The 25,188-nt window shown below is 63.2% G+C and carries 26 protein-coding genes; 11 read left to right on the top strand and 15 right to left on the bottom strand.

Features of this window, described 5'->3' with window-relative positions:
- The first annotated feature begins 199 nt into the window (after nucleotides 1-199).
- From rpoN to ptsN, 3 genes are all read left to right on the top strand, one after another.
- Nucleotides 200-1,726, top strand: coding sequence for an RNA polymerase factor sigma-54 (gene rpoN / locus AC1D1L_RS23365; protein WP_477343807.1), 1,527 nt, complete (start codon nucleotides 200-202; stop codon nucleotides 1,724-1,726).
- 294 nt (nucleotides 1,727-2,020) lie between these two features.
- Nucleotides 2,021-2,605, top strand: a complete 585-nt coding sequence (gene hpf, locus AC1D1L_RS23360) for a ribosome hibernation-promoting factor, HPF/YfiA family (RefSeq protein WP_112562681.1) — start codon at nucleotides 2,021-2,023, stop codon at nucleotides 2,603-2,605.
- Between the two features lie 82 nt (nucleotides 2,606-2,687).
- Complete coding sequence (gene ptsN / locus AC1D1L_RS23355; protein ID WP_006200387.1) at nucleotides 2,688-3,152, top strand: PTS IIA-like nitrogen regulatory protein PtsN; 465 nt, start codon at nucleotides 2,688-2,690, stop codon at nucleotides 3,150-3,152.
- A gap of 95 nt (nucleotides 3,153-3,247) precedes the next feature.
- Here the strand turns inward: ptsN and AC1D1L_RS23350 are convergent, their stop codons facing one another.
- Both AC1D1L_RS23350 and AC1D1L_RS23345 read right to left on the bottom strand, forming a co-directional pair.
- On the bottom strand, nucleotides 3,248-3,505 hold the full coding sequence (locus AC1D1L_RS23350; protein WP_112562677.1) for a BQ00720 family protein: 258 nt from the start codon (nucleotides 3,503-3,505) through the stop codon (nucleotides 3,248-3,250).
- A gap of 65 nt (nucleotides 3,506-3,570) precedes the next feature.
- Nucleotides 3,571-3,996, bottom strand: a complete 426-nt coding sequence (locus AC1D1L_RS23345) for an Hsp20 family protein (RefSeq protein WP_023770615.1) — start codon at nucleotides 3,994-3,996, stop codon at nucleotides 3,571-3,573.
- Nucleotides 3,997-4,139: 143 nt separating this feature from the next.
- Between AC1D1L_RS23345 and AC1D1L_RS23340 the strand changes: the two genes are divergently transcribed.
- Complete coding sequence (locus AC1D1L_RS23340; RefSeq protein WP_477343806.1) at nucleotides 4,140-5,081, top strand: nucleoside hydrolase; 942 nt, start codon at nucleotides 4,140-4,142, stop codon at nucleotides 5,079-5,081.
- Nucleotides 5,082-5,142: 61 nt separating this feature from the next.
- Here AC1D1L_RS23340 and AC1D1L_RS23335 read toward each other — a convergent pair whose 3' ends face one another.
- The 6 genes from AC1D1L_RS23335 to AC1D1L_RS23310 all read right to left on the bottom strand — a co-directional run bounded on the left by AC1D1L_RS23335 (nucleotide 5,143) and on the right by AC1D1L_RS23310 (nucleotide 10,154).
- On the bottom strand, nucleotides 5,143-5,514 hold the full coding sequence (locus AC1D1L_RS23335) for a hypothetical protein (protein ID WP_477343805.1): 372 nt from the start codon (nucleotides 5,512-5,514) through the stop codon (nucleotides 5,143-5,145).
- 57 nt (nucleotides 5,515-5,571) lie between these two features.
- Entirely contained in the window at nucleotides 5,572-5,844 is a 273-nt protein-coding gene (locus tag AC1D1L_RS23330) for a hypothetical protein (RefSeq protein ID WP_477343804.1), read from the bottom strand.
- A 149-nt stretch (nucleotides 5,845-5,993) separates the two neighbouring features.
- Nucleotides 5,994-6,608, bottom strand: coding sequence for a LysE family translocator (locus AC1D1L_RS23325; protein ID WP_352559662.1), 615 nt, complete (start codon nucleotides 6,606-6,608; stop codon nucleotides 5,994-5,996).
- 125 nt (nucleotides 6,609-6,733) lie between these two features.
- Nucleotides 6,734-8,194, bottom strand: a complete 1,461-nt coding sequence (locus tag AC1D1L_RS23320) for an amidase (RefSeq protein ID WP_477343803.1) — start codon at nucleotides 8,192-8,194, stop codon at nucleotides 6,734-6,736.
- Nucleotides 8,191-9,099: a ribokinase gene (locus AC1D1L_RS23315; protein WP_477343802.1), complete on the bottom strand. Its 909-nt coding sequence runs from the start codon at nucleotides 9,097-9,099 to the stop codon at nucleotides 8,191-8,193. The genes AC1D1L_RS23320 and AC1D1L_RS23315 overlap by 4 nt, the downstream gene beginning before the upstream one ends.
- A gap of 149 nt (nucleotides 9,100-9,248) precedes the next feature.
- Complete coding sequence (locus AC1D1L_RS23310) at nucleotides 9,249-10,154, bottom strand: methylated-DNA--[protein]-cysteine S-methyltransferase (protein WP_192259147.1); 906 nt, start codon at nucleotides 10,152-10,154, stop codon at nucleotides 9,249-9,251.
- 115 nt (nucleotides 10,155-10,269) lie between these two features.
- Between AC1D1L_RS23310 and AC1D1L_RS23305 the strand changes: the two genes are divergently transcribed.
- Nucleotides 10,270-11,085, top strand: a complete 816-nt coding sequence (locus AC1D1L_RS23305) for a class I SAM-dependent methyltransferase (RefSeq protein ID WP_477343801.1) — start codon at nucleotides 10,270-10,272, stop codon at nucleotides 11,083-11,085.
- A 9-nt stretch (nucleotides 11,086-11,094) separates the two neighbouring features.
- Here the strand turns inward: AC1D1L_RS23305 and AC1D1L_RS23300 are convergent, their stop codons facing one another.
- Nucleotides 11,095-11,589 carry a DUF2244 domain-containing protein gene (locus tag AC1D1L_RS23300; RefSeq protein ID WP_477343800.1) on the bottom strand — a complete coding sequence of 165 codons (495 nt, stop codon included), beginning with the start codon at nucleotides 11,587-11,589 and terminating at the stop codon, nucleotides 11,095-11,097.
- Between the two features lie 22 nt (nucleotides 11,590-11,611).
- Here AC1D1L_RS23300 and nth point away from each other — a divergent pair, with 22 nt between their 5' ends.
- Nucleotides 11,612-12,418 carry an endonuclease III gene (gene nth / locus AC1D1L_RS23295; protein WP_477343799.1) on the top strand — a complete coding sequence of 269 codons (807 nt, stop codon included), beginning with the start codon at nucleotides 11,612-11,614 and terminating at the stop codon, nucleotides 12,416-12,418.
- Here the strand turns inward: nth and AC1D1L_RS23290 are convergent.
- The 4 genes from AC1D1L_RS23290 to AC1D1L_RS23275 all read right to left on the bottom strand — a co-directional run bounded on the left by AC1D1L_RS23290 (nucleotide 12,415) and on the right by AC1D1L_RS23275 (nucleotide 16,108).
- Entirely contained in the window at nucleotides 12,415-13,923 is a 1,509-nt protein-coding gene (locus tag AC1D1L_RS23290) for a tripartite tricarboxylate transporter permease (protein WP_477343798.1), read from the bottom strand. The genes nth and AC1D1L_RS23290 overlap by 4 nt on opposite strands.
- 9 nt (nucleotides 13,924-13,932) lie before the next feature.
- Complete coding sequence (locus AC1D1L_RS23285) at nucleotides 13,933-14,406, bottom strand: tripartite tricarboxylate transporter TctB family protein (protein ID WP_477343797.1); 474 nt, start codon at nucleotides 14,404-14,406, stop codon at nucleotides 13,933-13,935.
- Between the two features lie 89 nt (nucleotides 14,407-14,495).
- Complete coding sequence (locus AC1D1L_RS23280) at nucleotides 14,496-15,473, bottom strand: tripartite tricarboxylate transporter substrate-binding protein (RefSeq protein ID WP_477343796.1); 978 nt, start codon at nucleotides 15,471-15,473, stop codon at nucleotides 14,496-14,498.
- A gap of 179 nt (nucleotides 15,474-15,652) precedes the next feature.
- Nucleotides 15,653-16,108, bottom strand: coding sequence for a DUF2214 family protein (locus AC1D1L_RS23275; RefSeq protein WP_477343795.1), 456 nt, complete (start codon nucleotides 16,106-16,108; stop codon nucleotides 15,653-15,655).
- A gap of 245 nt (nucleotides 16,109-16,353) precedes the next feature.
- On the opposite strand from AC1D1L_RS23275, the gene AC1D1L_RS23270 reads away from it, so the two are divergent.
- Nucleotides 16,354-16,893 (top strand): GNAT family N-acetyltransferase, encoded by a 540-nt coding sequence (locus AC1D1L_RS23270; RefSeq protein WP_352585757.1) that lies wholly within the window; start codon nucleotides 16,354-16,356, stop codon nucleotides 16,891-16,893.
- Nucleotides 16,894-17,013: 120 nt separating this feature from the next.
- Nucleotides 17,014-18,114 (top strand): OmpA family protein, encoded by a 1,101-nt coding sequence (locus tag AC1D1L_RS23265; protein WP_477343793.1) that lies wholly within the window; start codon nucleotides 17,014-17,016, stop codon nucleotides 18,112-18,114.
- Nucleotides 18,115-18,139: 25 nt separating this feature from the next.
- On the opposite strand, the gene AC1D1L_RS23260 is transcribed toward AC1D1L_RS23265, so the two are convergent.
- Nucleotides 18,140-20,626 carry an EAL domain-containing protein gene (locus tag AC1D1L_RS23260; RefSeq protein WP_477343792.1) on the bottom strand — a complete coding sequence of 829 codons (2,487 nt, stop codon included), beginning with the start codon at nucleotides 20,624-20,626 and terminating at the stop codon, nucleotides 18,140-18,142.
- A gap of 334 nt (nucleotides 20,627-20,960) precedes the next feature.
- Entirely contained in the window at nucleotides 20,961-21,713 is a 753-nt protein-coding gene (locus tag AC1D1L_RS23255) for an IclR family transcriptional regulator (protein ID WP_477343791.1), read from the bottom strand.
- 305 nt (nucleotides 21,714-22,018) lie between these two features.
- On the opposite strand from AC1D1L_RS23255, the gene AC1D1L_RS23250 reads away from it, so the two are divergent.
- The 3 genes from AC1D1L_RS23250 to AC1D1L_RS23240 all read left to right on the top strand — a co-directional run bounded on the left by AC1D1L_RS23250 (nucleotide 22,019) and on the right by AC1D1L_RS23240 (nucleotide 25,188).
- Nucleotides 22,019-22,996 (top strand): Bug family tripartite tricarboxylate transporter substrate binding protein, encoded by a 978-nt coding sequence (locus tag AC1D1L_RS23250; protein WP_142869019.1) that lies wholly within the window; start codon nucleotides 22,019-22,021, stop codon nucleotides 22,994-22,996.
- Nucleotides 22,997-23,123: 127 nt separating this feature from the next.
- Complete coding sequence (locus tag AC1D1L_RS23245) at nucleotides 23,124-23,660, top strand: tripartite tricarboxylate transporter TctB family protein (protein ID WP_477343790.1); 537 nt, start codon at nucleotides 23,124-23,126, stop codon at nucleotides 23,658-23,660.
- Between the two features lie 4 nt (nucleotides 23,661-23,664).
- Nucleotides 23,665-25,188, top strand: a complete 1,524-nt coding sequence (locus tag AC1D1L_RS23240; RefSeq protein ID WP_477343789.1) for a tripartite tricarboxylate transporter permease — start codon at nucleotides 23,665-23,667, stop codon at nucleotides 25,186-25,188.

The raw sequence follows: 25,188 nt of genomic DNA, 5'->3' as shown, positions 1-25,188 counted from the left end.
CTGACGCGATTTTTTGCCACCCAGCCGAGCCTTTTTCTTCGATTTTGCGTGAGATAGCGCCCCGGTAGAGGCCTTTTGCCAGCATTTTCCTTGACAAGCAAAAGCTGGGCCAGTTTCTATGGAGGGTCGGAAAAATTCATTTTTCGGCAGCTTCTGATGTGTAGGCTTCCGGGTGCAGAAGGGCGTTTGAAACCGAACCATGGCGCTGGCGGCGAAACTACAGCTACGACAATCCCAGTCGCTGGTGATGACGCCGCAGCTGATGCAGTCGATCAGGCTGCTGCAGCTCACCCATATCGAGCTCGACCACTTCATCGACGACGAGATCGAGCGCAATCCGTTGCTGGAGCGCGCTGAGCCCCAGGATGACGCCGCAAGTGACCAGGTGCAGAAGGGCGACGCCGCGCCTGAGCCTGCCGCCGATGGCGACTGGTTCGAGAGCGAGACGGCGTGGAGCGCCGAAGCAATCTCGGACAAGCTCGACAGCTCGCTGGAGAACCTGTTTCCAGACGATCCCGGCACCAGCGAGCGACTCGGGCCCGACCTGACGGCGCAGTGGAAGTCGGCCACCGGCAATGGTTCGTCCGGCTCGTCCGAAGGCTTCGATGTCGGCGACATGGCTGCTGCCGCCATCACGCTGCGCCAGCATGTCGGCGAGCAGATTGCGCTTGCCTTTGCCGATCCGGCCGCAAGGCTGATCGCCAGCGAACTGGCCGACGGCCTGGACGAGGCCGGCTATCTGCGCGCCGACTTGGCTGACATCGCGAAACGGCTCGGCGCCGATCAGGCCATGGTGGCCAAGGTGCTGGCCGTTTGCCAGACATTCGAGCCGGTCGGCCTGTTTGCGCGCGACCTTGCCGAATGCCTGTCGCTGCAGCTTGCCGTGCGCGATCGCCTCGATCCGGCGATGAAGACGCTGGTCGGCAACCTCGAACTCCTGGCGCGGCGCGATTTCCAGACGCTGAAGCGGCTTTGCGGGGTCGACGAGGAGGATCTCCTCGACATGTTGGCCGAAATCCGCGCGCTGGACCCGCGCCCTGGCATGGCGTTTTCAGGCGGCACCAGCGACGCCATCGTCGCCGATGTCGAAGTCCGCGCCGCCAATGACGGCAGCTGGACGGTCGAGCTCAACGCCGAGACGCTGCCGCGGGTTCTGGTCGACCACATTTATTTCGCCCAGGTCTCGCCGCAGGCCAAGAACCAGGCGGAGAAGGATTTTTTGGCCGAATGCCTGCAGAACGCCAATTGGCTGACGCGCAGCCTCGACCAGCGGGCAAAGACGATCCTGAAAGTGGCGTCGGAAATCGTGCGCCAGCAGGACGCTTTTCTGGTCCATGGCGTGCGTCATCTCAGGCCGCTCAACCTGCGCACGGTGGCCGATGCCATCGGCATGCACGAATCGACCGTCAGCCGGGTGACGGCCAACAAATACATGCTGACGCCGCGCGGCGTATTCGAGCTGCGCTATTTCTTCACCGCTTCGATCGCGGCATCGGGCGGTGGCGACGCGCATTCCTCGGAAGCGGTGCGCGACCGCATCAAGCAGCTGATCGACGAGGAAAAGCCCGCCGACGTGCTGTCCGATGACGCCATCGTCGACATGTTGAAGGAAAGCGGCGTCGATATTGCCAGGCGCACCGTGGCCAAATACCGCGAGGGCATGAACATTCCCTCATCGGTGCAGAGGCGGCGCGAGAAGCGCGCTCTGGCCAGCGCCGGGCGCTAGTTCTGCTTGCCCGACGCGGCTTTTGCTGTGGCTGGATTTCCACAACTCTAGGCCTTCATTGACAAGCCGCAATGAAGTGTCTAGAAGCCCGCCCGCATGAGACGGGCTGAATTGCCCGCATGCGGATGGTCCGTCACGATGAAGGCCACGGGACGGCCAAGAAGGCGGATTGTGATCAACCGGAAAGTTCGGATCTAAAATCGGCGCGAGTTGACGCCGCAAAGCTTGTGCGCACGGACCACGAGTATAAACTCTGGCCAGTTTGAAGCCTGAGCAAGGAAGGTCAGTTTTCAGATGAAGCTGCGCATATCGGGAAAGCACATGGATATCGGCGATGCGTTTCGTACGCGCATCACCGACCGTGTCGGAGAGGCGATCGGAAAATATTTCGACCGCGGTTTTTCAGGGCATGTCACGGTCATCAAGTCGGGTTCGCGTTACTCCGCCGACTGTATGATCCGGCTGGATTCCGGCGCTTCGCTGCAGGCGACCGGGGACGCCCAGGATCCAACGCTTGCCTTCGAGGCGGCTGCGGATCGCCTCGAAACTCGGCTTCGGCGCTACAAGCGCCGGCTGAAGTCGCACAATTCAGGCAACGGAAATGGCGAAATCACCGACATCGCCTATACGGTGATGGCGCCGCTAGCCGACGACGACGAGGAGATTCCGGAGGATTTCGCGCCGGCCATAGTCGCCGAATCAACCATGACGCTGCAGACCATGTCGGTGGCGTCGGCAGTCATCGAGCTCGACACCAAGGAGAGCCCGGTCTTCGTCTTCCGCAACGCCGGAAACGACCACCTCAACATCGTCTATCGGCGGCCGGACGGAAATATCGGCTGGATCGACCCGTCCACGACCAAAGTCGCACAAGGATGACGACAATAGTCGCACAGGGATAAGAACCAGCCGCGCGAGGGGCGAGGACTGGCGACGGCAGTCGAATAAGGGATTTTCAAGCATGGATCTGAGCGATCTTATCAACGTTCCGGCGATCATGCCGGCGTTGAAGGCGAACTCCAAAAAGCAGCTTCTGCAATTGCTGTCCGAGAGAGCGGCGGCGATTTCCGGCATTCCGGAGCGCGAAGTGTTCGACACCATCCTGCAGCGCGAACGGCTGGGCTCCACCGGCGTCGGCAACGGCATCGCCATTCCGCATGGCAAGCTGGCTGGGGTCAAGCGCATCGCCGGCGTCTTTGCCCGGCTGGAGACGCCGGTCGATTTCGAGGCGCTGGACGACCAGCCGGTCGATCTGGTGTTTTTGCTGCTGGCCCCGGAAGGCGCCGGCGCCGATCACCTCAAGGCGCTGTCGCGCATCGCAAGGGTGTTGCGTGACGCCGACACGGTGGCCAAGATCAGGGGCACACGCGATGCGGTCGCCATCCACGCGCTGCTGTCGGACACGCAGGCCTCGCACGCGGCCTGAAGTCTTTTGGGGATTAAGTCGTCCAGGGGCCGCCAGAGGCGGCCCTTTGCATTTCCGATCCTGACAATCGCCATAGTGAATGGCGACGGTGCGCCTTAGTGAATAGCGACAGTGGTCAGGTCGTTTTCCATGGCGCCGGCCAGAGCCCGGTCTTTCGCATCGGAAAGCAGGATCGGCTGGCCGTTGGCGGCAAACAGGGCCCACAGGACCATGCCGGGCGCGATTTCGCCGAGATTGGGGAAGCGGCCGAGCAATTCTTCGCTCGAGACCTTGCGGAGGTAAGCGACCGAGCCTTCGCCGAGATGGGCGAATTCGCCGCTGGTCATGGTGATGGTTTCGTCAGTTCTGGTCATTTCAAAGCCTCCTTGGCGCGTGGACGCCGCTCAAGGCCATCCCGCATGAGAGCCATCGGTAAAGATCAGTCTTTCACCGATATATTTATTTTCCGTACCAGCCGTTCGGACTCCGGCCGATCGAGATCGATCGACAAAAGGCCGTTCTTCAGTTCCGCTGCGATCACCCGCATGCCGTCGGCCAGCACGAAACAGCGCTGGAACTGGCGCGCGGCGATGCCGCGGTGGAGGAATTCGCGCTCGGTGTCGTCGGTCTGACGGCCGCGCACGACCAGCTGGTTTTCCTCCGTGGTGACATCGAGATCGCTTTCGGCGAATCCCGCCACAGCGAGCGTAATGCGCAGCCTTTCGGCGTTGCCGTCGGCACCGCTGAGGCGCTCGATGTTGTAGGGAGGATAGCTGTCACCGGATTTCGCCAATCGTTCCAGGGTCTTTTCCATGGCATCGAAACCCAGGAGAAGCGGGCTGGAGAAGGGCGTCATTCGGCTCATGTTACACTGTCCTCTTTGGAGCGACATAAACTGGAAAAACCCGGATGGCATTTTTCCCGATGGTCTTGATATGGTCCGCGCCGCGGCGAAGTTCAAGCCGTCTAAAACCCCCGCCAAAAGACTCCCCCGCATAAGGAAATGAAATGCCCCAACCCCGCAAGATCATCATCGACACGGATCCCGGCCAGGACGATGCCGTCGCCATATTGCTGGCGCTCGGCAGCGCCGAGCTGGAGATCGTCGGCATCACCGCTGTTGCCGGCAACGTGCCGCTGAAATTGACCGAGAAGAACGCCAGAAAAATCTGCGAACTGGCCGGTCGCCCCGATATCAAGGTCTATGCCGGCGCCATCCGCCCGCTGGCGCGCGAACTCGTCACCGCCGAGGAAGTGCATGGCAAGACCGGCCTCAACGGCCCGCAACTGCCCGACCCGAAGATGAAGCTGCAGCACCAGTATGCGGTCGATTTCATCGTCGAGACGCTGATGAAGGAAGAGGCCGGCACGATCACGCTGTGCGCGCTTGGCCCGCTCACCAATGTCGCGCTGGCGTTGATCCGCGAACCGAAGATCGCGCCGCGCATCAAGGAAATCGTGCTGATGGGCGGCGGTTTCTTCGAAGGCGGCAATGTCACGCCGACCGCGGAATTCAACATCTATGTCGACCCGCAGGCCGCCGACCTGGTGTTCAAATCCGGCATTCCGATCGTCATGATGCCGCTCGACGTCACCCACAAGGCGCTGACCACGGCCAAGCGCACACAGGCCATCCGTCAGCTCGGCACCAGGGTCGGCACGGCGACGGCCGAGATGCTGGAATTCTTCGAGCGCTTCGACGAGGAGAAATACGGCACCGATGGCGGCCCGCTGCACGACCCCTGCGTCATCGCCTATCTGCTGAAGCCGGAGCTGTTCAAGGGCCGCAACTGCAACGTGACGGTGGAAACGGCCTCCGAACTCACCATGGGCATGACCGTGATCGACTGGTGGGGCGTGACCAAGCGGCCGAGGAACGCCATGGTGATGCGCGACATCGACCATGACGCGTTTTTCGCGCTGCTGGTGGAGCGGTTGGCGCGGCTTTAAGCCTGCCTTGATACAGATCGTTCGCCCAGGGGCCTAGCGCCTCTGGGCGATACCTGTGCGCTTATTCGCGAAGCAGGCGGTATGTTTCGGTGTCGTTACGGCGATGCTGCCACTCGATCGAAACCTTGGAGCCAATGGCTCTCGGCACTGTCGTGTTGTCATAGGCAAACACCAGGCCGTCATTTTTATCGAGGCGAATTCCATACAAGTAGCGGAACCCGCTGCCGATCGCGACTTCGGGACTTGCAGGAGCGTTGAGAACGTTGACCACTGTACCGGTCAGGCGCTCGACATTGACGATCGGACTGCTTTGCCTTGCAATCGGAATGCCGATCGCCAGCGCGCAAACGCCCACGACAAGGATTGTGATGAGGATGCCCCTGAGGTTCTCCTGCAGGGTCATCCAGGCAAGGGAATGCCGAGCCTTGGCCATGTGTATCACCTGACAGCAGGGACGCTGTGTTTCATCGGTATCGTGACCGGCGGTCGTTCAATTTGCGAACCTGTAGAAGGTCGAACCATTCTCGCGCGTGACGAGCTCAATGTTTGCGTGAGCGCCGATCAGATGCGGGCGTTCGTCTTCTACAAGAAAAGACGAGCCGTCCTCTGCAGACACCAGATAGATGCCGCGGCCGTGATCCAATTGGACACTTTTGACCGTTGCGTCGATTGGCTCAGCCAAGCGAATCGGGCTGGCATCATTCGCCCATTTGTGCGGATCCGTGGCGAAAAGCGCCGCAAATACGGCAACGATCAGGATCACGCCAGGCGCATTCCTTTTAATTTCAGCAACAGCCCACGGCACCGACATGAATCCCCAACTGCCTATTCATGTGGTGGACAGGAGGCCGACTTTCAATCGGCCTACCTGTTCCGGGAGATTGTGGTTTGCGTCTTGGCTTCTGGCTGCCGTTACTTCGCCTTCGAAAAGGCCAACCACAGGCCGCCGCCGACCAAAAAACTGCCGCTGATCCTCGACATCAGTTTGATGCGGCTGGCCGAGAGCAGGCGGCCGGCGCGGCTGGCGGCGAGCGCGTAGGTCGAATCCGAGACGGCGGCGAAGATCATGGCGGTGAGGCCCATGACGACGATCTGCAGCGTGTAATTGCCCTGAGGGGCGATGAACTGCGGGAAAAAGGCGCCGAAGAAGACCAGCGTCTTGGGGTTGCTCAGCGCCACAGCCAAGCCCTGCAGGAAGAAGCCGCCGCGCGGCTTCCTGGCGGTGCCGTCGGCGTTCAGCGTGCCCTTGGCGCGGAACATCTGCACGCCCATCCAGATCAGGTAGGCGGCGCCGATCAGGCGCACCCATTCGAACCAGTGGCCCATGCCCGATATCAGCGTGTTGAGGCCGATGCCGACAATGGCGATCATCACGGCAAGCCCGGCCTGCGTGCCGGCGACATTGGCGAGCCCGGCGCGCGCGCCGTGGCGGATGCTGTTGGCGATGATCAGCGTCACGGTCGGGCCGGGCACCAGGATGATGACGATGCAGGCAAGGACATAGGCGGCGTAGAGTTCCAGCGACATTGGGATTCCTCGGGGATTTCCTCAGCAGAAAGCGCCTCGCGCGGGCGCGGCAGGGCCTGATCAATGCACGCCGGCGACGCCGGTGCAAGCCGGCAGGAGAGGTCGCCGGCAGCCGCGGGTTGATATCAGGAGGCTCCGGCCTGCCACGGCAGCGTCGCCTCATAGGCCGCGCCGGCCCTGAGCACGGCGAGATCGCCGCGCGGCCGGCCGACCAGCTGCATGCCCATCGGCCTGCCCGCGGCGTCGAAGCCGACCGGCACGTTGAGCGCCGGAGAGCCACCCAGTGTGGCGAAGGCCGAAACCTGCATCCAGCGGTGGTAGCTGTCCATCGCGCGTCCGGCGACCTCCTGCGGCCAGTGGATGCCGACTTCGAAAGGAAAGACCTGCGCCGTCGGCAGCGCGATGAGATCGAAGCGCTCGAACAGCGACAGCAGCGTGCGGTGCCAGGAGGTGCGGACAACCGACGCCGCGCGGACCTGCGGCGCCGTCAGCTGCATGGCGTTCTCTACCTCCCAGACGGCTTCTGGCTTCAGCAGGGCGCGTTTGTGCGGGTCGTCATAATGGACTTTCAGCGCCGAGCCACTGCTCGCCTGGCGCAGTGTCACGAAGGCCTGCCACAGCGCTTCGAAATCGACATCCGGCAGCAAGGGCTCGCTCACGAAGGATGCCTCCGCGAAGCGGCCGAGGGCTGATTCGCACAGATCGAGGATACCGGGCTCTGTCGGCAGGTGACCGCCGAGGCCGCCGAGCCAGCCGATGCGGCCGCTCTTTGCCGGCGTCGCCAACCCTTCGAGGAAGGAGCCAGGCTTGTCCCATGACAGTGGCGCGTGCGGGTGATAGCCCGCCTGCACATCGAGCAGCAGCGCCATGTCACGCACATTACGGCCCATCGGCCCGTCGACGCCCATCTGGGCATGAAATACCTCGACGTCCGGTCCGCCGGGGACAAGGCCTTGCGACGGGCGGAAGCCATAGACATTGTTCCAGGCGGCCGGATTGCGCAGCGAGCCGCCGAAATCGCTACCATCGGCGACAGGAACCATGTCCAGCGCAAGGGCGACCGCGGCGCCGCCGCTCGAGCCGCCGGCGGTGAGCGCCGGATCGAAAGCGTTCAATGTCGGGCCGAACACGTTGTTATAGGTGTTGGATCCCAGCCCGAATTCGGGAACGTTGGTCTTGCCGATGATGATGGCGCCGGCCTTGCGGATGCGCTCGACGAAGAAATCGTCTTCCTGCGGCACGAAATCGGCGAAGATCGGCGAGCCGGAACTGGTTCTTAAGCCGCTGGTCATGGCGAGGTCTTTTATCGCCATCGGCAGGCCGAACAGGGAGCCGGTCTGTCCACTCTGCGCCAGATGGGCATCCGCCGCGTCGGCCTCGCGCAAAATGTCTGCGCGCTCGCGCAGCGACACGATGGCGTTGACCAGCGGGTTCACCGCCTCGATACGGTCGAGGAAGGCCGTGACTACGTCGCGCACGGACAGGCGACGAAGCCTGATCGCCTCGGCAAGGTCGATGGCGGAAAGGCGGCAAATATCGCCGGCCGGCGGCACGGCGTGCTTCGTGGCGGGGCGCATCACTGTCATCCGGCGGCGTTACGCAGGGCGGCATCGACGTCCGCGGCCAGCGGGATGGCCGGCTGGGCGCCGGGCTTCAGGCAGGCGAGCGATCCGGCGGCGGCAGCGCGGGTGAGAGCCTGTTCGAGCGGCAGGCTGGATGCCAGCCCAGCGGCGAGATAGCCGCAAAACGTGTCGCCGGCGCCGACCGTGTCGACCGGGGTGATCTTGAGCGCCGGTACGGTCAGGAAATCGTCCGGCGTTGCGGCCAGCACGCCGTCGCCGCCGAGCGTGACGACAATGGTGCGGCCGGTCTTGCCGGCGAAGTCGCGCATGCGCGCCGGGCGGTCGCGGCCTTTCAGCGACAGCGCCTCGCCGTAAAGGTCGAATTCGGTTTCGTTGGCTACGGCGTAGTCGGCCTTGCCGAGAAAGGAAGCCGCGTCGCCGCGGAAGGGCGCGGTGTTGAGCACGGTGATCGCGCCGGCGGCGCGGGCGGCGTCAAGCGCTGCATCGACCGTCTGCAGCGGGATTTCGTGCTGCAGCAGAACGACGTCGCCCTTACCAAGGAAAGCTTTGGCGAGATCGCCGGGCAACACCGAATCATTGGCGCCCGGCACCACGGCGATCACGTTCTCGCCGTCGGCGCCGACCAGGATCAGCGCCGTGCCGGTGGAAGCGAAGCTCTGGCCGACGCCCGACAGATCGACCTTGCCCGCGACAAGCAGCGCCTGCGCCTCGGTGGCGAAGTTGTCCTTGCCGACGGCGCCGACCATGCGCACCTTGGCGCCGGCGCGCGCCGCGGCCAGCGCCTGGTTGGCGCCCTTGCCGCCGGGCGCGGTGGTGAAACCGGAACCGCGGACCGTTTCACCCGGCGAGGGCAAGCGGTCGACATTGGCGATGAGGTCGAGGTTGATCGAGCCGATAACGATGATCAAGAAAATGCCTCCTGCGGGAATGCGCGGGAAGCTAACCTGTAAGCCGGCGGCTTGCCAGAGCGTGCGGATGTTTTGCTCGACTTCCAAGGGCTCGCAAAAAGAAAAACACCGGCGAAGGGTTTTCGCCGGTGTTGTTTGATGCGGGCGGTTCAGGAAGCGGTCTGGCCTGCTTCCCAACCGAGGATGGCGCGTTTGCGCGTCAGACCCCAATGGTAGCCGGTCAGCGCGCCGGACTTGCCGATCGCCCGATGGCACGGCACGACGAAGGACAGCGGGTTGGCGCCGACTGCCGCGCCGACCGCACGGCTCGCCTTCGGCGCGCCGATCCCGGCGGCGATCGAGGAGTAGGTGCAGGCCCTGCCCATCGGGATCCTGAGCAGCGCGTCCCAGACACGCAGCTGGAAGTCGGTGCCGATCATCACCACGCGCAGCGGCTGGTCGGCGCGCCACAGCGTCGGATCGAAGATGCGCGCGGCATAGGGTTGGGTGGCGCTCATGTCCTCGACATAGGTCGCGTTCGGCCAACGGCCCGACATGTCGGCGAAGGCCGCCCGCTCGCCGCCCGGATCGTTGAAGGCGAGCCCCGCAAGGCCGCGGTCGGTGACCATGATGAGCGCAATGCCGAAGGGCGAGATGTGGTAGCCGTAGCGGATAGTCAGCCCGGCGCCGCGCGTCTTGTAGTCGCCCGGCGACATCGCTTCATGGGTGACGAAGAGATCATGCAGCCGGCCGGGGCCGGACATGCCAAGCTCGAACGATGTTTCCAAGAGCGGCATGCCGGAATCGAGCAGCTTGCGCGCATGGTCGAGAGTGACCGCCTGCAGGAAGGCTTTTGGCGACAGGCCGGCCCAGCGGGTGAACAGCTTTTGCAGGCCGGTCGGCGTCTCGCCGACATCGGCCGCCAAAGCTTCCAGCGAGGGCTGGTCGCGATAGTCGAGGCTGATCTTTTCGATGGCGCGGCGCACGACCTCGTAGTCGCTGCCTTCGGGAGTGATGTCGTGCTGCAGGATCGGCGTCGGTTTCATCTGCGTATTCATGGTCATCTGGGCGTTCATGGCAATATCTCCTTGACCGCGAATATCGGTCTTTGCACGCTCTGCAACCACCCGAAACTTGCCTTGTCGCCGACCGTTCCCAAATAGACACTGCATTGCCAAGCGGGAGATGCCGATGGCCGGCGAAAAGGTAAACCTGACCGGGGCGAGAGAGACCTTGCTGATGACGCTCTACGGCAAGGCGCTGGAGAGCCGGTTGCCGCATTCGCTGCTCAAGGACCGTTTCGCCGATGAGGCTGTGCGCGCCATCGACTATGATTTTTCTCGGCTCAAGGTCGACACCAATCTCGGCATCGGCCTGGCGATCCGTGCCAGGACGTTTGATGTTCGCGTTCAGGACTTCATCGCCAGGAATCCCGGGGCCATCGTGCTGCATCTCGGCAGCGGGCTCGATACGCGTATCTTCCGCGTCGATCCGCCCGATGGCGTGGAGTGGTTCGATGTCGATTTTCCTGACGTCATCGACCTCAGGCGCAAGCTCTACCCGTCCCGGGACAATTATCACCTCGTAGCGTCGTCAGTCACCGAACCGGACTGGTTGACTGAGGTGTCACGCAATCGCCCGGCCGTCGTGGTGATGGAGGGGCTGACGCCCTATCTCCCGGCCGAGGACGGGCCGCGCCTGTTGTCGCGTCTCGTCTCGCATCTTGCCGGCGGCGAGCTGATGTTCGACGCCTACAGCCGATTCGGCCTGAAGATGCTTCGCCTCAATCCGACCATCAGGGCGACCGGCGCCGAGGTCCACTGGGCGATCGACGACCCGCACGAACTGGAGCGCGCCGTTCCGAAGCTGCGCTTCGTCGATGATATCTCGGCCTATAGCGCTGAACGCACAGCTCACATGGGCTGGTCCGCGAAACTGTTCATCGGGCTCTGGAGACACATTCCCGCACTGCGCAAGGTCGGCAGGATTCTGCGCTTCCGTTTCTGAGGCGCCGCTTCAGCGCGTTTTAGCGGTCGCAAGAGCGCGCGAGAACGCGGTGGCAAAACTTTCGCGGGAGTCTGGATCCAGGAACGAGCCGATCGGCACATTCTGCCCCTGTGCTTCCACCGTCATCCTGGTGATACCGATCTCGGCGTGGCGGGCGACGGAAAAGCGCGCCCAGAACGGGTTGAAGCGATGCGCCTCCGATTTGCCCGAGGGCGCGGTCTTGCGGATGTCGAGGCTGGTGCGTGACACCGAGACCTCCTCGCGGGCGCGGGCGGCGCGGTAATTGGCGCGGAAGGCGATGTAGACGGCGACCACGTCGAGCCCGAAGAAGCCGAACACCGGCCAGGCGCCGCGCGACAGGAAAAACGCCCCGGTCACCACCCAACCGAACAGCAGCGCGCCCATCAGGATCAGGAAGCCCGTCCTTCCCAGCGACCGGTGTGGGGTCAACAATGCGTGAAAGAAGGGCTCGTCAGCCTGAAACGAGGCGTTTGTGTCGCTCATGGCGGGATATTATAGGAGGGAAATGGCTAGCCCCAAGTCCAAAGATTGTTCCATGCCCAAAAGTGAACTGCCACCAGGCCGGCGCGACGGCTCGAACGCGAAGCCGCGGCCACGGCCGGCAAGGGTTCGTTCGTTCTACAGCGCCGCCGAAGTGCATGAGATCTTCCGGCGGTTTTCGGTGCAGCGGCCCGAGCCGAAGGGCGAACTCGAGCACGTCAACGCCTTCACGCTGCTGGTGGCGGTGGTGCTGTCGGCGCAGGCGACCGATGCCGGCGTCAACAAGGCGACGCGCGCGCTGTTCAAGGTCGCCGACACGCCGCAAAAGATGCTGGCGCTTGGCGAGGTCAGGGTCGGCGAATACATCAAAGCCATCGGGCTCTGGCGCAACAAGGCCAAGAACGTGATTGCGCTGTCGGAGGCGCTGATCCGCGACTATGGCGGCGAGGTGCCCGGCGAGCGCGATGAGTTGGTCAAGCTGCCGGGGGTCGGGCGCAAGACCGCCAATGTCGTGCTCAACATGGCGTTCGGGCAGCACACGATGGCGGTCGACACGCACATTTTTCGCATCGGCAACCGGCTGGGACTGGCGCCGGGCAAGACGCCGGAACAGGTCGAGCAGGGACTGCTGCGGATCATTCCGGGTGAATATATGCGCCATGCGCATCACTGGCTGATCCTGCATGGCCGCTATGTCTGCAAGGCGCGCAAGCCGGATTGCTCGGCCTGCGTCATCGCCGATATCTGCAAGGCGGCGGAGAAGACCACCGATGTGCCGGCGCCGCTGGTGGAGATCGCGGCGCTCGGCCCCTCCGACGTTCCGGATAACTAGTTCTCCTCCACGAACACCTCTTCGCGCTTCTTCTTGACCGAGGGCAGGAAGACGACGACGAGCACGGCCAATGCCACGAGCAGCAGGCCGGCGCTGATCGGCCGGGTTACGAAGGTCGAGGGGTCGCCGCGCGACAGGATCATGGCGCGGCGCAGGTTTTCCTCCAGCAGCGGTCCGAGCACGAAGCCGAGCAGCAGGGGTGCGGGTTCGCAGCGCAGCTTGGTCAGGACGTAGCCGAGCAGGCCGAAAAAGGCGACGGCATGCAGATCGAAGGCGTTGGTGTTGACGCTGTAAACGCCGATCGAGCAGAACGCCATGATGATCGGGAACAGCACGTAGTAAGGGATCGTCAGCAGCTTCACCCAAAGCCCGATCAGCGGCAGGTTCAGCACGATCAGCATCAGATTGCCGATCCACATCGAGGCGATGATGCCCCAGAACAGTGCCGGCTGCTCGGTCGCGACATTGGGACCGGGCACGATGCCCTGGATGATCATGGCGCCGATCATCAGCGCCATGACCGGGTTGGCCGGAATGCCCAGCGTCAGCATCGGGATGAAGGACGTCTGGGCGCCGGCATTGTTGGCTGATTCCGGCCCGGCGACGCCGGCGATCGCGCCCTTGCCGAATTCCTCCGGGTGTTTCGAGACGCGCTTTTCGACCGTGTAGGAGGCAAAGGCGGCAAGCACCGCGCCGCCGCCGGGCAGGATGCCGAGCGCAGAACCGATGATGGTGCCGCGCACGATAGGTGCCGCCATGGCCTTGAAGTCGTCGCGGGTCGGCATCAGGCCGGACACCTTTTTGATCAGCACCGAGCGCTCGTGCTCGTTTTCGAGGTTGCGCAGGATCTCGGCAACGCCGAACACGCCGACCGCCACCGCGACGAAGTTCAGTCCGTCGGCATATTCGCGAATGCCGAGCGTGAAGCGCGGCGTGCCGGTGTAGATGTCGGTGCCGACAATGCCGAGCAGCAGGCCGAGCACGACCATCGCCATTGCCTTGACGATCGAGCCATGGGCGAGCGCGATGGACGAGACGAGGCCGACGATCATCAGCGAAAAATACTCCGCCGCGCCGAATTGCAGCGCTATCGCCGTCAGCGGCGGAGCAAAGACGGCGACGAGGAAGGTCGACACCGTACCGGCGAAGAACGAACCGATCGCAGCGATGGCGAGCGCCGCCCCGGCGCGGCCGTTGCGGGCCATCTGGTAGCCGTCGATCGCGGTCACAGCCGAGGAGGATTCGCCGGGCATGTTGATGAGGATGGCGGTGGTCGAGCCGCCATACTGGGCACCGTAGTAGATGCCGGCAAGCATGATCAGCGAGGAGACCGGGTCGCCGATCTGGAAGGTGATCGGCAACAGCATGGCAATGGTTGCGGTGGCGCCGATGCCGGGCAGGACGCCGATCAGCGTGCCGAGCAGAACGCCGATCAGGCAGAAACCGAGATTTGCCGGCGTTGTCGCCGTTGAGAAGCCGAGTTCGAGGTTTTTGAGCAGGTCCATCTCACAACCTCACAATGCCGGCCATTGGGGCAGCCAGGGGCCGAAGCGCTGGAACGGCAGCCCGAGCGCGTAGCTGAAGACGAGGACCGAAAACAGCGTCAGACCGGCCGACAGCACAAGCGCGGTCAGCGGCTTCATGCGGCCGCTGGCAAAGGAGGCGATCAGCGCCGTCAGGAAGATCGACGGGACGAAGCCGAGGCCGCGCACCGTCAGGCCAAAGAAGATCGGCGCCGGCAGGATGAACAGCATGCCGCGCCAGGCGATCGGGCCGATCGGTTCGCCCTCGACGCGCACCGCCTGGACCAGGATGATGGCGCCGAGCACGATCAGCACGATCGCCAGCACCAGCGGGAAATAGCCCGGTCCCATGCGGAAGGCCGTGCCGATTTCGAGGCCGAGCGACTGTATGGCGAAAAAGGCGCCGAAAAAGATGAACAGCGCGGCGCACAGGCCGTTTGTCCTGTCGATAGCGAACGGTTTCATGACGGTCCTCCCAGGCCTTCGGGCCTGCCATTGCGAATGGAAACGGGTCGAAGCGAAAACGGGGCGCCGGAAGCGCCCCGCTCAAGCCATCAGTCGGCGTACTGGCCGGCGGCTTCGATGATCGGCTTCCAGCGCGTGATCTCGCCTTCCAGCTTGGCCTTCAGCGCCGCCGGCGTCGCATCGGCTTCGGATGACGGCTTGGTGCCGAGTTCGGCGAAGCGGGCGATGACGTTGGGGTCCTTCAGCGCCACCTGGAGCGACTTCGACAGCCGGTCGGTGATCGCGGCCGGCGTGCCCTTCGGCGCATAGAGGCCGTGCCAGATGCCGACCTGCACTGCGGGCAGGCCACCTTCGATCGTCGTCGGCACGTCCTTCATGACATCGAGGCGTTCCGGCGTGGTGACGGCATAGGCCTTGATCGTACCGCCCTGGATCTGCTTGGTGGTGTTGGTGGTCTGGTCGCACATGATGTCGACCTGGCCGCCAAGAAGGTCGGTCATGGCCGGGCCGGTGCCCTTGTAAGGCACGGTGACCAGCGGCGTGCCGATGGCGCTCATGAACAGCATGCCGCACAGATGCGAGGCCGCCCCGATGCCGGCATTGGCGACGGTGATGGAGTCCTTGTTGGCCTTGGCGTATTCGACCAGCCCTTTGAGATCGGTCGGCTCCAAATCCTTGCGGGCGACGATGGCCATCGGCACCTCGGTGACGAGGCCGACATATTCGAAGGCGTTCAGCGTGTCGTAGGCGAGCTTCCTGTACAGCGTGGCACTTGTCGCCATGCCGATGTGATGGAGGAGCAGCGTGTAGCCGTCAGGGTCGGCGTTGGCGACGCGGCCGGCGCCCAGCGTGCCGCCGGCGCCGCCGACATTCTCGACGATGATCTGCTGGCCGAGATCCTTCGACATGGCTTCGGCGACAAGGCGCGTGACCGTATCGGTCGGACCGCCGGCTGCAAACGGCACGACGACGGTGATGGTGCGCTCGGGATAGGTCTGTGCTAAGGCGGCGAAGGAGTAAAGCGCGACGGCCGCGGCGGCGGCCAGGGCGGCAACAAATTTCCTCATCTTAATTCTCCTCCCAGGATATCAATTTCCAATCGCTGTGCAGGTCCGGCAGCGATGGGGCAACAAAGGCAAGCTAACAGATTGTCGCCTGACGCAAACTGTTAAATACAGCCGTGCGCAACCATGGCGATCAGTGGGAAGTATGCCGGGTGGAGATGGGGTTTCGTGTTGGCGTTGCTTCAATAACCGTAGCCGCGCGCCATCGCCGCTGCAAAGATCGGGATCAGCAGGAAGATGAAGGCTTCGGCGCGCACATAGGTCTTCACCGAGGCGAGTTCGGCCGCCGGCACCTGGAAGCCGGGACCGGCCCTGGCCTGCCGGTTCCAGGAGATGAAGCGGATGGTGGGCACGATGGATAGCAGACCGACGACAGCGAATGCCGCCATCTTGGCCCAGAACATCCAGTTGTAGACGTAGAACTCCCAGCCCTTCAGGCCATAGATGACACGGCCAATGCCGATGATGATGATCAGACTGGCGATGATGCCATAGTGGCGGTCAATGCCGGCAAGCCGTTTGAGCGTGGCGGCGGAGAGGTCGCCGCGGATCAGGACAAATTCGGCGCCGATGATGCCGGCCAGCGAGAACACCAGCAGGTGATGGAAAATGGCAAGCACAAGGTCCGTGGTGTCCATGGCGCGCTCCTCCGTTGGCGGTGTCGAGTCCGGCCCTCACCGGACCGGTCGCGGAAGGTAGCATCGTTCGGCAGAATTCCCAGAGGCAGGCTGCTTCCTGTCCAGTCATCAGTGTCATTGACGCCACATCCTGACCCTAGCTTGATTGATCGAGATGGTTTCCCTGGCCGTACGATGATCCGCCTTGGCCCTTGTTGGCGAGCGTTGGTCTGTTAAGCGACGACCGTCAACGGAGGCAGAGTTTCATGGGCAATCCAAAAGTTGCCGGCGTCCCGGTTCTCGAGACGGAGCGGACCATCCTGCGGGCGCACCGGATCGATGATTTCGACGACTATGCCGTCATGTGGGCCAATCCCGTCACCACCCGCTTCATCAGCGGCAAGCCGCGGACGCGCGAGGAAAGCTGGATGCGATTCCTCAGGCACGCCGGCTTGTGGTCGCTGCTCGGCTACGGCTTCTGGGCGATCGAGGACAAGGCCAGCGGCCGCTTCATCGGCGAGGCCGGGTTTCACGATCTGAAGCGCGATATCGAGCCTTCGCTCGAAGGCATCCCCGAAGCTGGCTGGGCGCTGGCGCCGCAGGCGCATGGCAAGGGTTTTGCCAGCGAAGTCGTCAGGCGGGCGCTGGCCTGGGGCGACGAAACCTTTGCCGGCGCCAGAACCGTCTGCATCATCGATCCGGAAAACACCGGCTCGCTGAACGTCGCGGCAAAATGCGGCTACACCAAAGTGCTGGAAACCACCTATCACGATGGGCCGACCATCCTGCTCGAACGGCGGGTGTGAAGCACTTCATCGACGCAATTGCCTCGTTCTGCAAAAATTGCCATCCTGATCTAGCTACGCAATTCCTGTGGGGAAACCGCTCACACTTTTCCTGGAATTGCTCTTTGGGGGAGGCTGACCATGCGTACGATCAATGCGATACTTGCAAAGCTTTTCTGGGCCGGGCTGCTCATCTTTGCGACCGTGCGACTGGCTGGCGCCGATGCGACGGTGCCGACCGCCGACATCGAGGGTGCCGCCGACAATCATCTGGCCAAGCGCTATGAGGGGTCGTTCATCGTCTCCTACGAAAAATTCGCCTACACCGATTTCACCGTGCCGCTGTCGCCGCTGAAGCCGAGTGCCGATGCGGACGCGCGCGATACGATGAACAATCGCATCTATGCACCGGACAAGATGGCCGAGGTCGAGGGTGCGCTGACCCGCATCGCCTATGTGCTGCCGCCCGAGCGCTCGCCGCTCGAAGTGCTGCGCAACTATCAGGATGTGATCGAGGCCGCCGGCGGCGAAGTCCTGTTCGAATGCAAGAAGGAAGAGTGCGGCGGCGCTGCCGACCGGTCGTCGAGCGGCGGTGGCGGCGACATGAGCCTGATGATGTATTTCTTCCATGAAAGCGACATCAAGGACGCGGCGTTTTCCAATGGCGCCTGTGCAGTAACCACGGGCATCAACGACCAGCGCTTCTTCTCAGCCAAGGTGCCGCAGGATGGCGGCGACGCCTATGTCACTGTGCAGGCCTACTCGCTGATCGATGACCTCTACTGCAAGGAACTCAACGGCCGCACCATCGCCGTCGTTCAGGTGTTGGAGCCGAAGGCACGCGACAAGAAGATGGTGGTCGTCGAGGCCGCCAAGATGGCGGATTCGCTCTCCACCACCGGCTCGATCTCGCTCTACGGCATCTTCTTCGACACCGACAAGTCTGACATCAAGCCGGAATCGGAGCCGACGCTGAAGGAGATCTCGACGCTTTTGACCAACGAGCCCGGCATGGCGGTGATCGTCGTCGGCCACACCGACAATCAGGGCGCTTTCGACTACAATATCGACCTGTCGTCGCGGCGGGCGCAGTCGGTGAAGGCGGCGCTTGTTTCGAAATACGGCATTGACGGCGGGCGGCTGACCGCGGCCGGCGCCGGTATGATGGCGCCCGTCGCCAGCAATGACGACGAAACCGGCCGCGCCAAGAACCGGCGCGTGGTGCTGGTCAAGGCGAACTGACGAAGTCCGGCGACGGCTTTTCTTGTCATCCGGTCTTGCGCAATTTTCGCGCAAGGCCGTTCCAACGATCTTTGTCCCTCCCCTTTGCCGGCCGCGCTGGATTCAGCAGCGTCATGGAGGCCTTGAAAGGTTGCGGCCTGGCTATCGCATAGCCTTGCGCATAGTCGACGCCGATGGTCTTCAGTGCCGCGATGATGCCGTCGCTTTCGACGAATTCGGCAATGGTGCGCTTGCCCATCACCTTGCCGATATGATGGATCATCTCGACCATGGCACGGTCGATCCGATCCTCCAGCATGTCCTTGACGAAGCTGCCGTCGATTTTCAGATAGTCGACGGGCAGGTGTTTCAGGTAGGCGAAGGACGACATGCCGGAGCCGAAATCGTCGAGGGCGAAGCGGCAGCCCAAGCCGCGCAGATCGGCAATGAAGCGCATGGCATTGGCGAGATCGGCGATGGCGCTGGTCTCCGTGATCTCCAGACAAATCATTTTCGGCGGAATGCCATAGGCAAGAAACTGCTCGCGCAGGAAGCCGAGGAAGGTCTCGTCGCCGAAGCTGGCGCCGGAAAGATTGATGGCACAAGTGGTGATGGGAGAGGCCGTTGGATCGGCGAGGCGCGCCGCCAGGACGCCGAAGGTGTTGCGCACGACCCAACGGTCGATCGACGGCATCAACCCATAGCGCTCGGCCGCCGGAATGAAGCTGGCGGGCGAGACGACGAGACCGTCCTCGTCGGTCAGCCGCAGCAGGATCTCGATATGTGCGCCGGCTTCGGCGGCCGCCTCGTTCAGCGGCCAGATCTCCTGGGCATGAAGCGCAAAGCGGTTTTCTTCCAGCGCGGCATGCAGGCGCTGAACCCAGGCCATCTCGCCGAAGCGTTCGCGCAACGCGACATCGCTGTCGCTGTGCAGCTGAACCCGGTTGCGGCCTTTTTCCTTGGCCATGTAACAGGCGACATCCGCAGCCCGCAGGGTCTCTTCAAGCGTGATTTCGGCACTGGTGATCTGGACCATGCCGATGCTGACGCTGCTGTTGAAAGGCCTGGCCTCCCAGGTGAAATGCAGGTCCTGCACGGTTGCACGCAGGCGTTCGGCGATGTCGACAGCGAGATCCGGGTTGCAGTCGAACAGCAGAACGCCGAACTCGTCGCCACCCAGCCGCGCCAGCATGTCGCCCGGTCGCAGCGCATTGCCGAGGAGAATGGAAATCTGCCGCAGCAACTGATCGCCGGCCGCATGACCACACGTATCGTTGACAAGCTTGAACTGATCGAGATCCAGGTACATCAGGGCGTGCTGGCGGGGCTTGTGACGCAATTCAGCGATTTCCGACTCCAGCCGGCTTTCGAAGTCGTGGCGGTTGGCAAGTCCGGTCAATGCATCATGGGAAGCCTGCCAGGAGAGCCGTTCGATGTAGTCCTGCTCGCGAGTCATGTCGTGGAAAGCCAGCACTGCGCCAACCACATGGCCGGAAATGAGCAGTGGCGCGCCGGTCAGCGCCACGGGAATGACCGAGCCGTCTGCGCGCTGCAGCAGTTGCGGGCGGACGTTGGGGCGACGTGGCTCGCCAGCCAGCAGGCGTTCCGCCAACCCGAGTTCCTCGACACCGGTGTCCTTGTCCAGCAAGCGGAATAGCGAGGCGATCGGCTTGCCTCTGGCCATGTGGAGCGAGTGTGCCAGCAGCCGCTCGGCGACGGGGTTCATGTAGTCCACCAGTCCGTCCGCTTGCGTGCTGATGACAGCCTGGCCGATCGAGGCGAGGGTGATCTGGGCGCGCTCGCGTTCTGCGTTGAGGGCGGATTGGAAAGCTCGGCGCTGTGCCAGCAGTTTGCGGGTGCGCCACACGGCGAGCAAGATGAGCAAGGCGGCGGTAGCCAGGTTGGCGAGCGTCAGCACCATCTTGATGAAACGGGATCCCTCGCCGAGGCTGTCGGAGAAGGCCTTAGAAAGGGGACCGATCAGATGGTTAAGTTGATGGATTTGGGCTTTCCAGGTACTGATTTGCGCGGCCGAAACCGGCCCTTCAACAAATCCTTGGTGGATCGTGGTACCGAGCCGATCGATTTCAAGAATCATGCTGTCAGCGGCCGTCCAATGCTGGATGGCAATGTCGAGATAGCTCACCTCGCGGAAGTTCTGGAACAGCCAGATCAATCCCGTCAGATCGTCGGGGTGGTTGCCGCCTTGCAGGAAGCCGGCGCGGGCGGCGCTGATGTCGGGTTCGGGCTGCTCGAGGGCAAGTCGAGCCGAACGATCGGCGAGCGGAACAGCGATGGCTCCGCGATACTCGTTGAAGAATTCTTCCTTGCCGGTTTCGGCATAGAGACTGAGAAAATAGATGGCCTGCTTCTGTCCCTTGGACCAGTGGCTCTCGCCGCCGACATAGGCGCGTACCGCCGAGAGCGTGTAAAGGCTGCCGCTGGCAACCAGAGCCTGGACAAGAACCACGAGGATGAATGGCCAGACCAGCCCGAGAAGACGGGGGCTGGTGTCTGTTGGTGACAGCCTCATCAAGCTTCCATGGGTATAGCCATGACTCCTTGCGAATTGCCTGCCGACCAGATGCTGGCCAAGCGACGCCCCCTCCCAATGTCGCCTATATCCGGCGACGATTGACTGACTAGCCTACCGGCATTAACAGCAAATAAATTCTTTGGATACTTGCTTTCGGATTGGTTCGATTTCTGTAGAATTTGCTTGCGCGGAGTCAGGTGCACAATCTTTCGCAAAAATTGGGTTGTATTCGAGTAAATTACAAGAATACATTCGGTATCGGGAGCTTGCAAGAACGGGTGGAAACCATGCAAACCGCACATGCTTGATCGCGTTGCGGAGCTTGGCCGCACTAGGTGAGGTTGCCTGCCTTCACGCTTGCATGTTCGAGGGCTGATGCATCCTCGCCGAAAGCGCGGGTGGCGCGGGCGGCTGCTTCCAGCAAAGCCGGCGTCATGCGGCGCAGAAAGGCCGTATCGACACGCGTCGATGGACCGGCGAGTGTCAAGGCGCCGAGCAGAACGTGCCCAGGTCCGAACACCGGCGCCGACACGCCCGCCGTCTCCGGGTCGCGGTCGCCGATCGACAGGTAGTAGCAGGTTTGGCGGATGGTCTCGTATGGCTCGCCCTGCTGGCCTGAAAACGCCGCCAGCACGCGGCCGCCCGAGCCGGAAAGCAATGGAAGCAGGTCGCCTTCCCGAATCGTATAGCGGATCGGATGCTTGGATTCGACGCGGTAGAGGCAGGTGCGGGCGTCGCCCGAGCGGACATAGAACGCCACGCTTTCCCAACTGCGCTCGGCGAGATCGCGCATGATCGGCAACAGTATGTCGACCGCCACCACCGAGCGCTGGTAGAGCGCGCCGAGCCGGAAGGTGGCTGGCCCGATGCGGTAGCGGCCATCGTCGAGCCGCTCCAGCAACTGCCCGCGCAGCAACGAGTTCGCCAGCCGCAATATGGTGCTCTTGTAGAGCCCGGTCCGCGCCGCGATTTCGGCCAGGCTGAGCGAGCGGTCGGCGGCGGCGAAAGCGTCGAGAATGGCGATCGCGCGATCGAGCGCGGCAACGCCATCTGCCTGTAACGGCTTGGGTCGCGCCTCGGTCATCTCACGGACAGTCTCATGCCAGTTTACTCGCGCGGACTAGAGCGTTTCGCCGTTTCACGGAAGCGGCGAGCCACTCTATCTCTTTGTTTTTGCCCAGTTCCTGTGGGAAACCGACCACACTTTTCTTAGAATTGCTCTAGGCGGACCGAGGCGATTGTGCCGCACATCTCTTGTTCTGTCTAGTAGAACGCCGTTCCTGTTGACAGAACATATCGAAATCGGCATGAATTTTTGCCGAGCGGGTCTGTTTTCAGGCTACGTTTCTGGCAGGCACCGGAGGAGGTGTCGTGATTTGGAGGAATCCCATGCTGAACAGACGCAGATTTTTGATGAGCACCGCGGCCGCAGGCGCTGCCGGTTTCGTCGCAACGCATTTGACGCCCGCCTTCGCTCAGGATGCACCACAGATCCAGATTTTCGTGCCGGCCGCTCCCGGTGGCGGCTGGGACCAGACCGGGCGCACCATCGACCAGGTGCTGCGCAGTGAAAAACTGATCTCCGGCTCGCAGATCACCAATGTCGGTGGCGCCGGCGGTACGGTCGGCCTGCCGCAATTCATCAGCCAGTGGAAGGGCAAGGGCAATTCGCTGATGGTGGCCGGCATGGTCATGGTCGGCGCCATCATCGCCAACAAATCGGCCAACAACCTGTCCGAAGTGACGCCGATCGCCCGCCTCACCGGCGAGTTCGAGGCGCTGGTGGTGCCGGCGGATTCGCCGTTCAAGACGGCCGGCGATTTCGTCGCGGCGCTCAAGGCAGACCCGACCAAGGTTCCGGTGGCCGGCGGCTCGGCCGGCGGTTCCGACCACATCCTGTTCGGCCTGATCGCAAAGACGGTCGGGGTTCCGGCAACCAACCTCTCCTACGTACCGTTCGCCGGCGGCGGCGAGGCGCTGTCGGCGCTGCTCGGCAACCAGGTTGCGGCTGGCATTTCCGGCTTCGGCGAGTTCTCCGAACAGATCAAGGCAGGCGCGCTTCGGCTGTTGGCGATCTCGGCCGACAAGCGCCAGGACGGCATCGACGCACCGACGATGAAGGAAGCCGGCATCGATGTCGAATTGTTCAACTGGCGCGGCGTCTTTGCACCGCCCGGGGTGTCCGATGCCGACAAGGCGGCGATGGTCACGATGATTGAAACCATGGCCAAGAGCGACGCCTGGGCGACCGAGTGCAAGAACCGCAACTGGACGCCCATCCTTCTGACCGGCGACGACTATGCCAAATTCCTCGCCGACGACACCGCCCGCATCACCGCGATCCTCAAGGACCTCGGCCTCGCCTAAACCTCCAAGGGGGCGGCCAACACCGCCCCCTTCCGACTTTCACCTGCGGCATGGACATATCATGCGGTGGGAGTGAAACTGCGGATGCGGCCGGCGGGAGGATGCCGGCCATATTGGGAGGACATTGATGAGCAGCAGCGACCAGCAGCCGGCGCCCCCGCGCCTTGCCATGCCCGAATTGTTGATCGGTATCGGGCTTCTCGCCTGCGCCGCGGCCGTGGCGTGGCAGACCCTGGCGATCCCGGTGTCGCCGCTCTATTCCAAGGTCGGGCCGACCGTCTTTCCCTACATCACCATGACCGGCATGATCGTGCTTTCGCTGCTGCTCATCCTGGCCGCGGTGCGCGGCGGCTGGCAGCCGCAGGAGGAAAAGGAAACACCGACCGACTGGAAGGCGATGGGCATCGTCGTTGCCGGGCTGGTGGCAAATCTGGTGCTGATCCAGCCGCTCGGCTTCACCGCCGCCTCCGTCATCATGTTCGTGCTCGTCTGTTACGGCTTCGGCAGCAAGCACACGCTGCGTGATGCGCTGACCGGCCTGATCCTGGCGCTGGCCGCCTATTTCGGCTTTGCCCGGGCGCTCGGCGTCAACATCGGCGCCGGCTTCATCGAAAACCAGCTGAACACGGTGATCGACGCGATCATCACCGCAGTGAGGGGCTGACGCCATGGAGACGCTCGGTCATCTCGGTCACGGATTTTCCGTCGCTTTCTCACCCATGAACCTGTTGTGGTGCCTGGTCGGCACCACGCTTGGCACCGCCATCGGCGTGCTGCCCGGCCTTGGGCCGGCGCTGACCATCGCGCTGCTCTTGCCGATCACCTACCAGGTGGCGCCGGAAGCCTCCTTCATCCTGTTCGCCGGCATCTATTACGGCGCCATGTATGGCGGCTCGACGACGTCGATCCTGCTCAACACGCCCGGCGAAAGCGCCACCATCGTCACAGCGCTGGAAGGCAACAGGATGGCCCGTTCCGGCCGTGGCGGCGCGGCCCTGGCGACCTCGGCGATCGGCTCCTTCGTCGCCGGTACCATCGGCACGCTGGGCGTTGCCTTCCTGGCGCCGGTGGTGGTGAAGTTCGCGCTGGCTTTCGGGCCGGCCGAATATTTCTCGCTGATGGTGCTCGCCTTCATCACGGTGTCAGCGGTGCTTGGCTCGTCGTCGGTGCGCGGCCTCACCAGCCTGTTCCTCGGCTTTGTCATCGGCATGATCGGCGTCGACCTGCAGACCGGACAGCCGCGCTTCACCTTCGGCACGAACGAACTGCTCGACGGCGTCGATGTCATCATTGCCGCGGTCGGCCTGTTTGCCGTCGGCGAGACTCTCTACATGGCCTCGCGCCGCTATGCCGGCAAGGACGAGATCGTGCCGCTCAAAGGCTCGCTCTACATGACGTCAGCCGAATGGGGGCGCTCGTGGAAGCCTTGGCTGCGCGGCGCCTTCATCGGCTTCCCGATCGGCGCCATGCCGGCCGGCGGCGCCGAAATTCCGACCTTCCTGTCCTATGCCATCGAAAAGAAGCTGTCGAAGCACAAGGAAGAGTTCGGCACGGTCGGCGCCATCGAAGGCGTCGCCGGACCCGAAGCCGCCAACAATGCCTCGGCCGCCGGCGTGTTGGTGCCGATGCTGACGCTCGGTCTGCCGACCTCGGCAACGGCCGCGATCATGCTGTCGGCCTTCCAGAGCTACGGCATCAATCCGGGACCGCTGCTGTTGACGACGCAGGCCGATCTGGTCTGGGGCCTGATCGCCAGCCTGTTCATCGCCAACGTCATTCTGGTCATCCTCAACCTGCCGCTGATCGGGCTGTGGGTGCGGTTGCTGAAAATTCCGGCGCCGCAGCTCTATGCCGGCATCCTGGTGTTCGCCACCGTCGGCACCTACGGCATCTCGCAATCGCCGATCGACCTCGTCATCCTGTATCTGCTGGGAGCCGCGGGCTTCCTGATGCGGCGCTTCGATTTCCCGACCGCGCCGGTCATTATCGGCATGATCCTGGGGCCGCTCGCCGAAACCCAGTTCCGCCGGGCGATGACGATCTCGAACGGCGACTGGTCGGTGTTCTACACCCACAAGCTGTCGCTGGTACTGCTGATCCTCGCCTTCATCGGGCTGGCCGGTCCGCATATCTGGGCCTTCATTGAGCATAGGCGCCGGCGTGGACCGGAGCATGTGCCGGGCGATGCCTGA

The organism is Mesorhizobium sp. P2_D6 (assembly GCF_056404315.1).
Note: the sequence above shows the minus strand (reverse complement) of the source record. Positions and strands in the feature narration are given on the sequence as shown.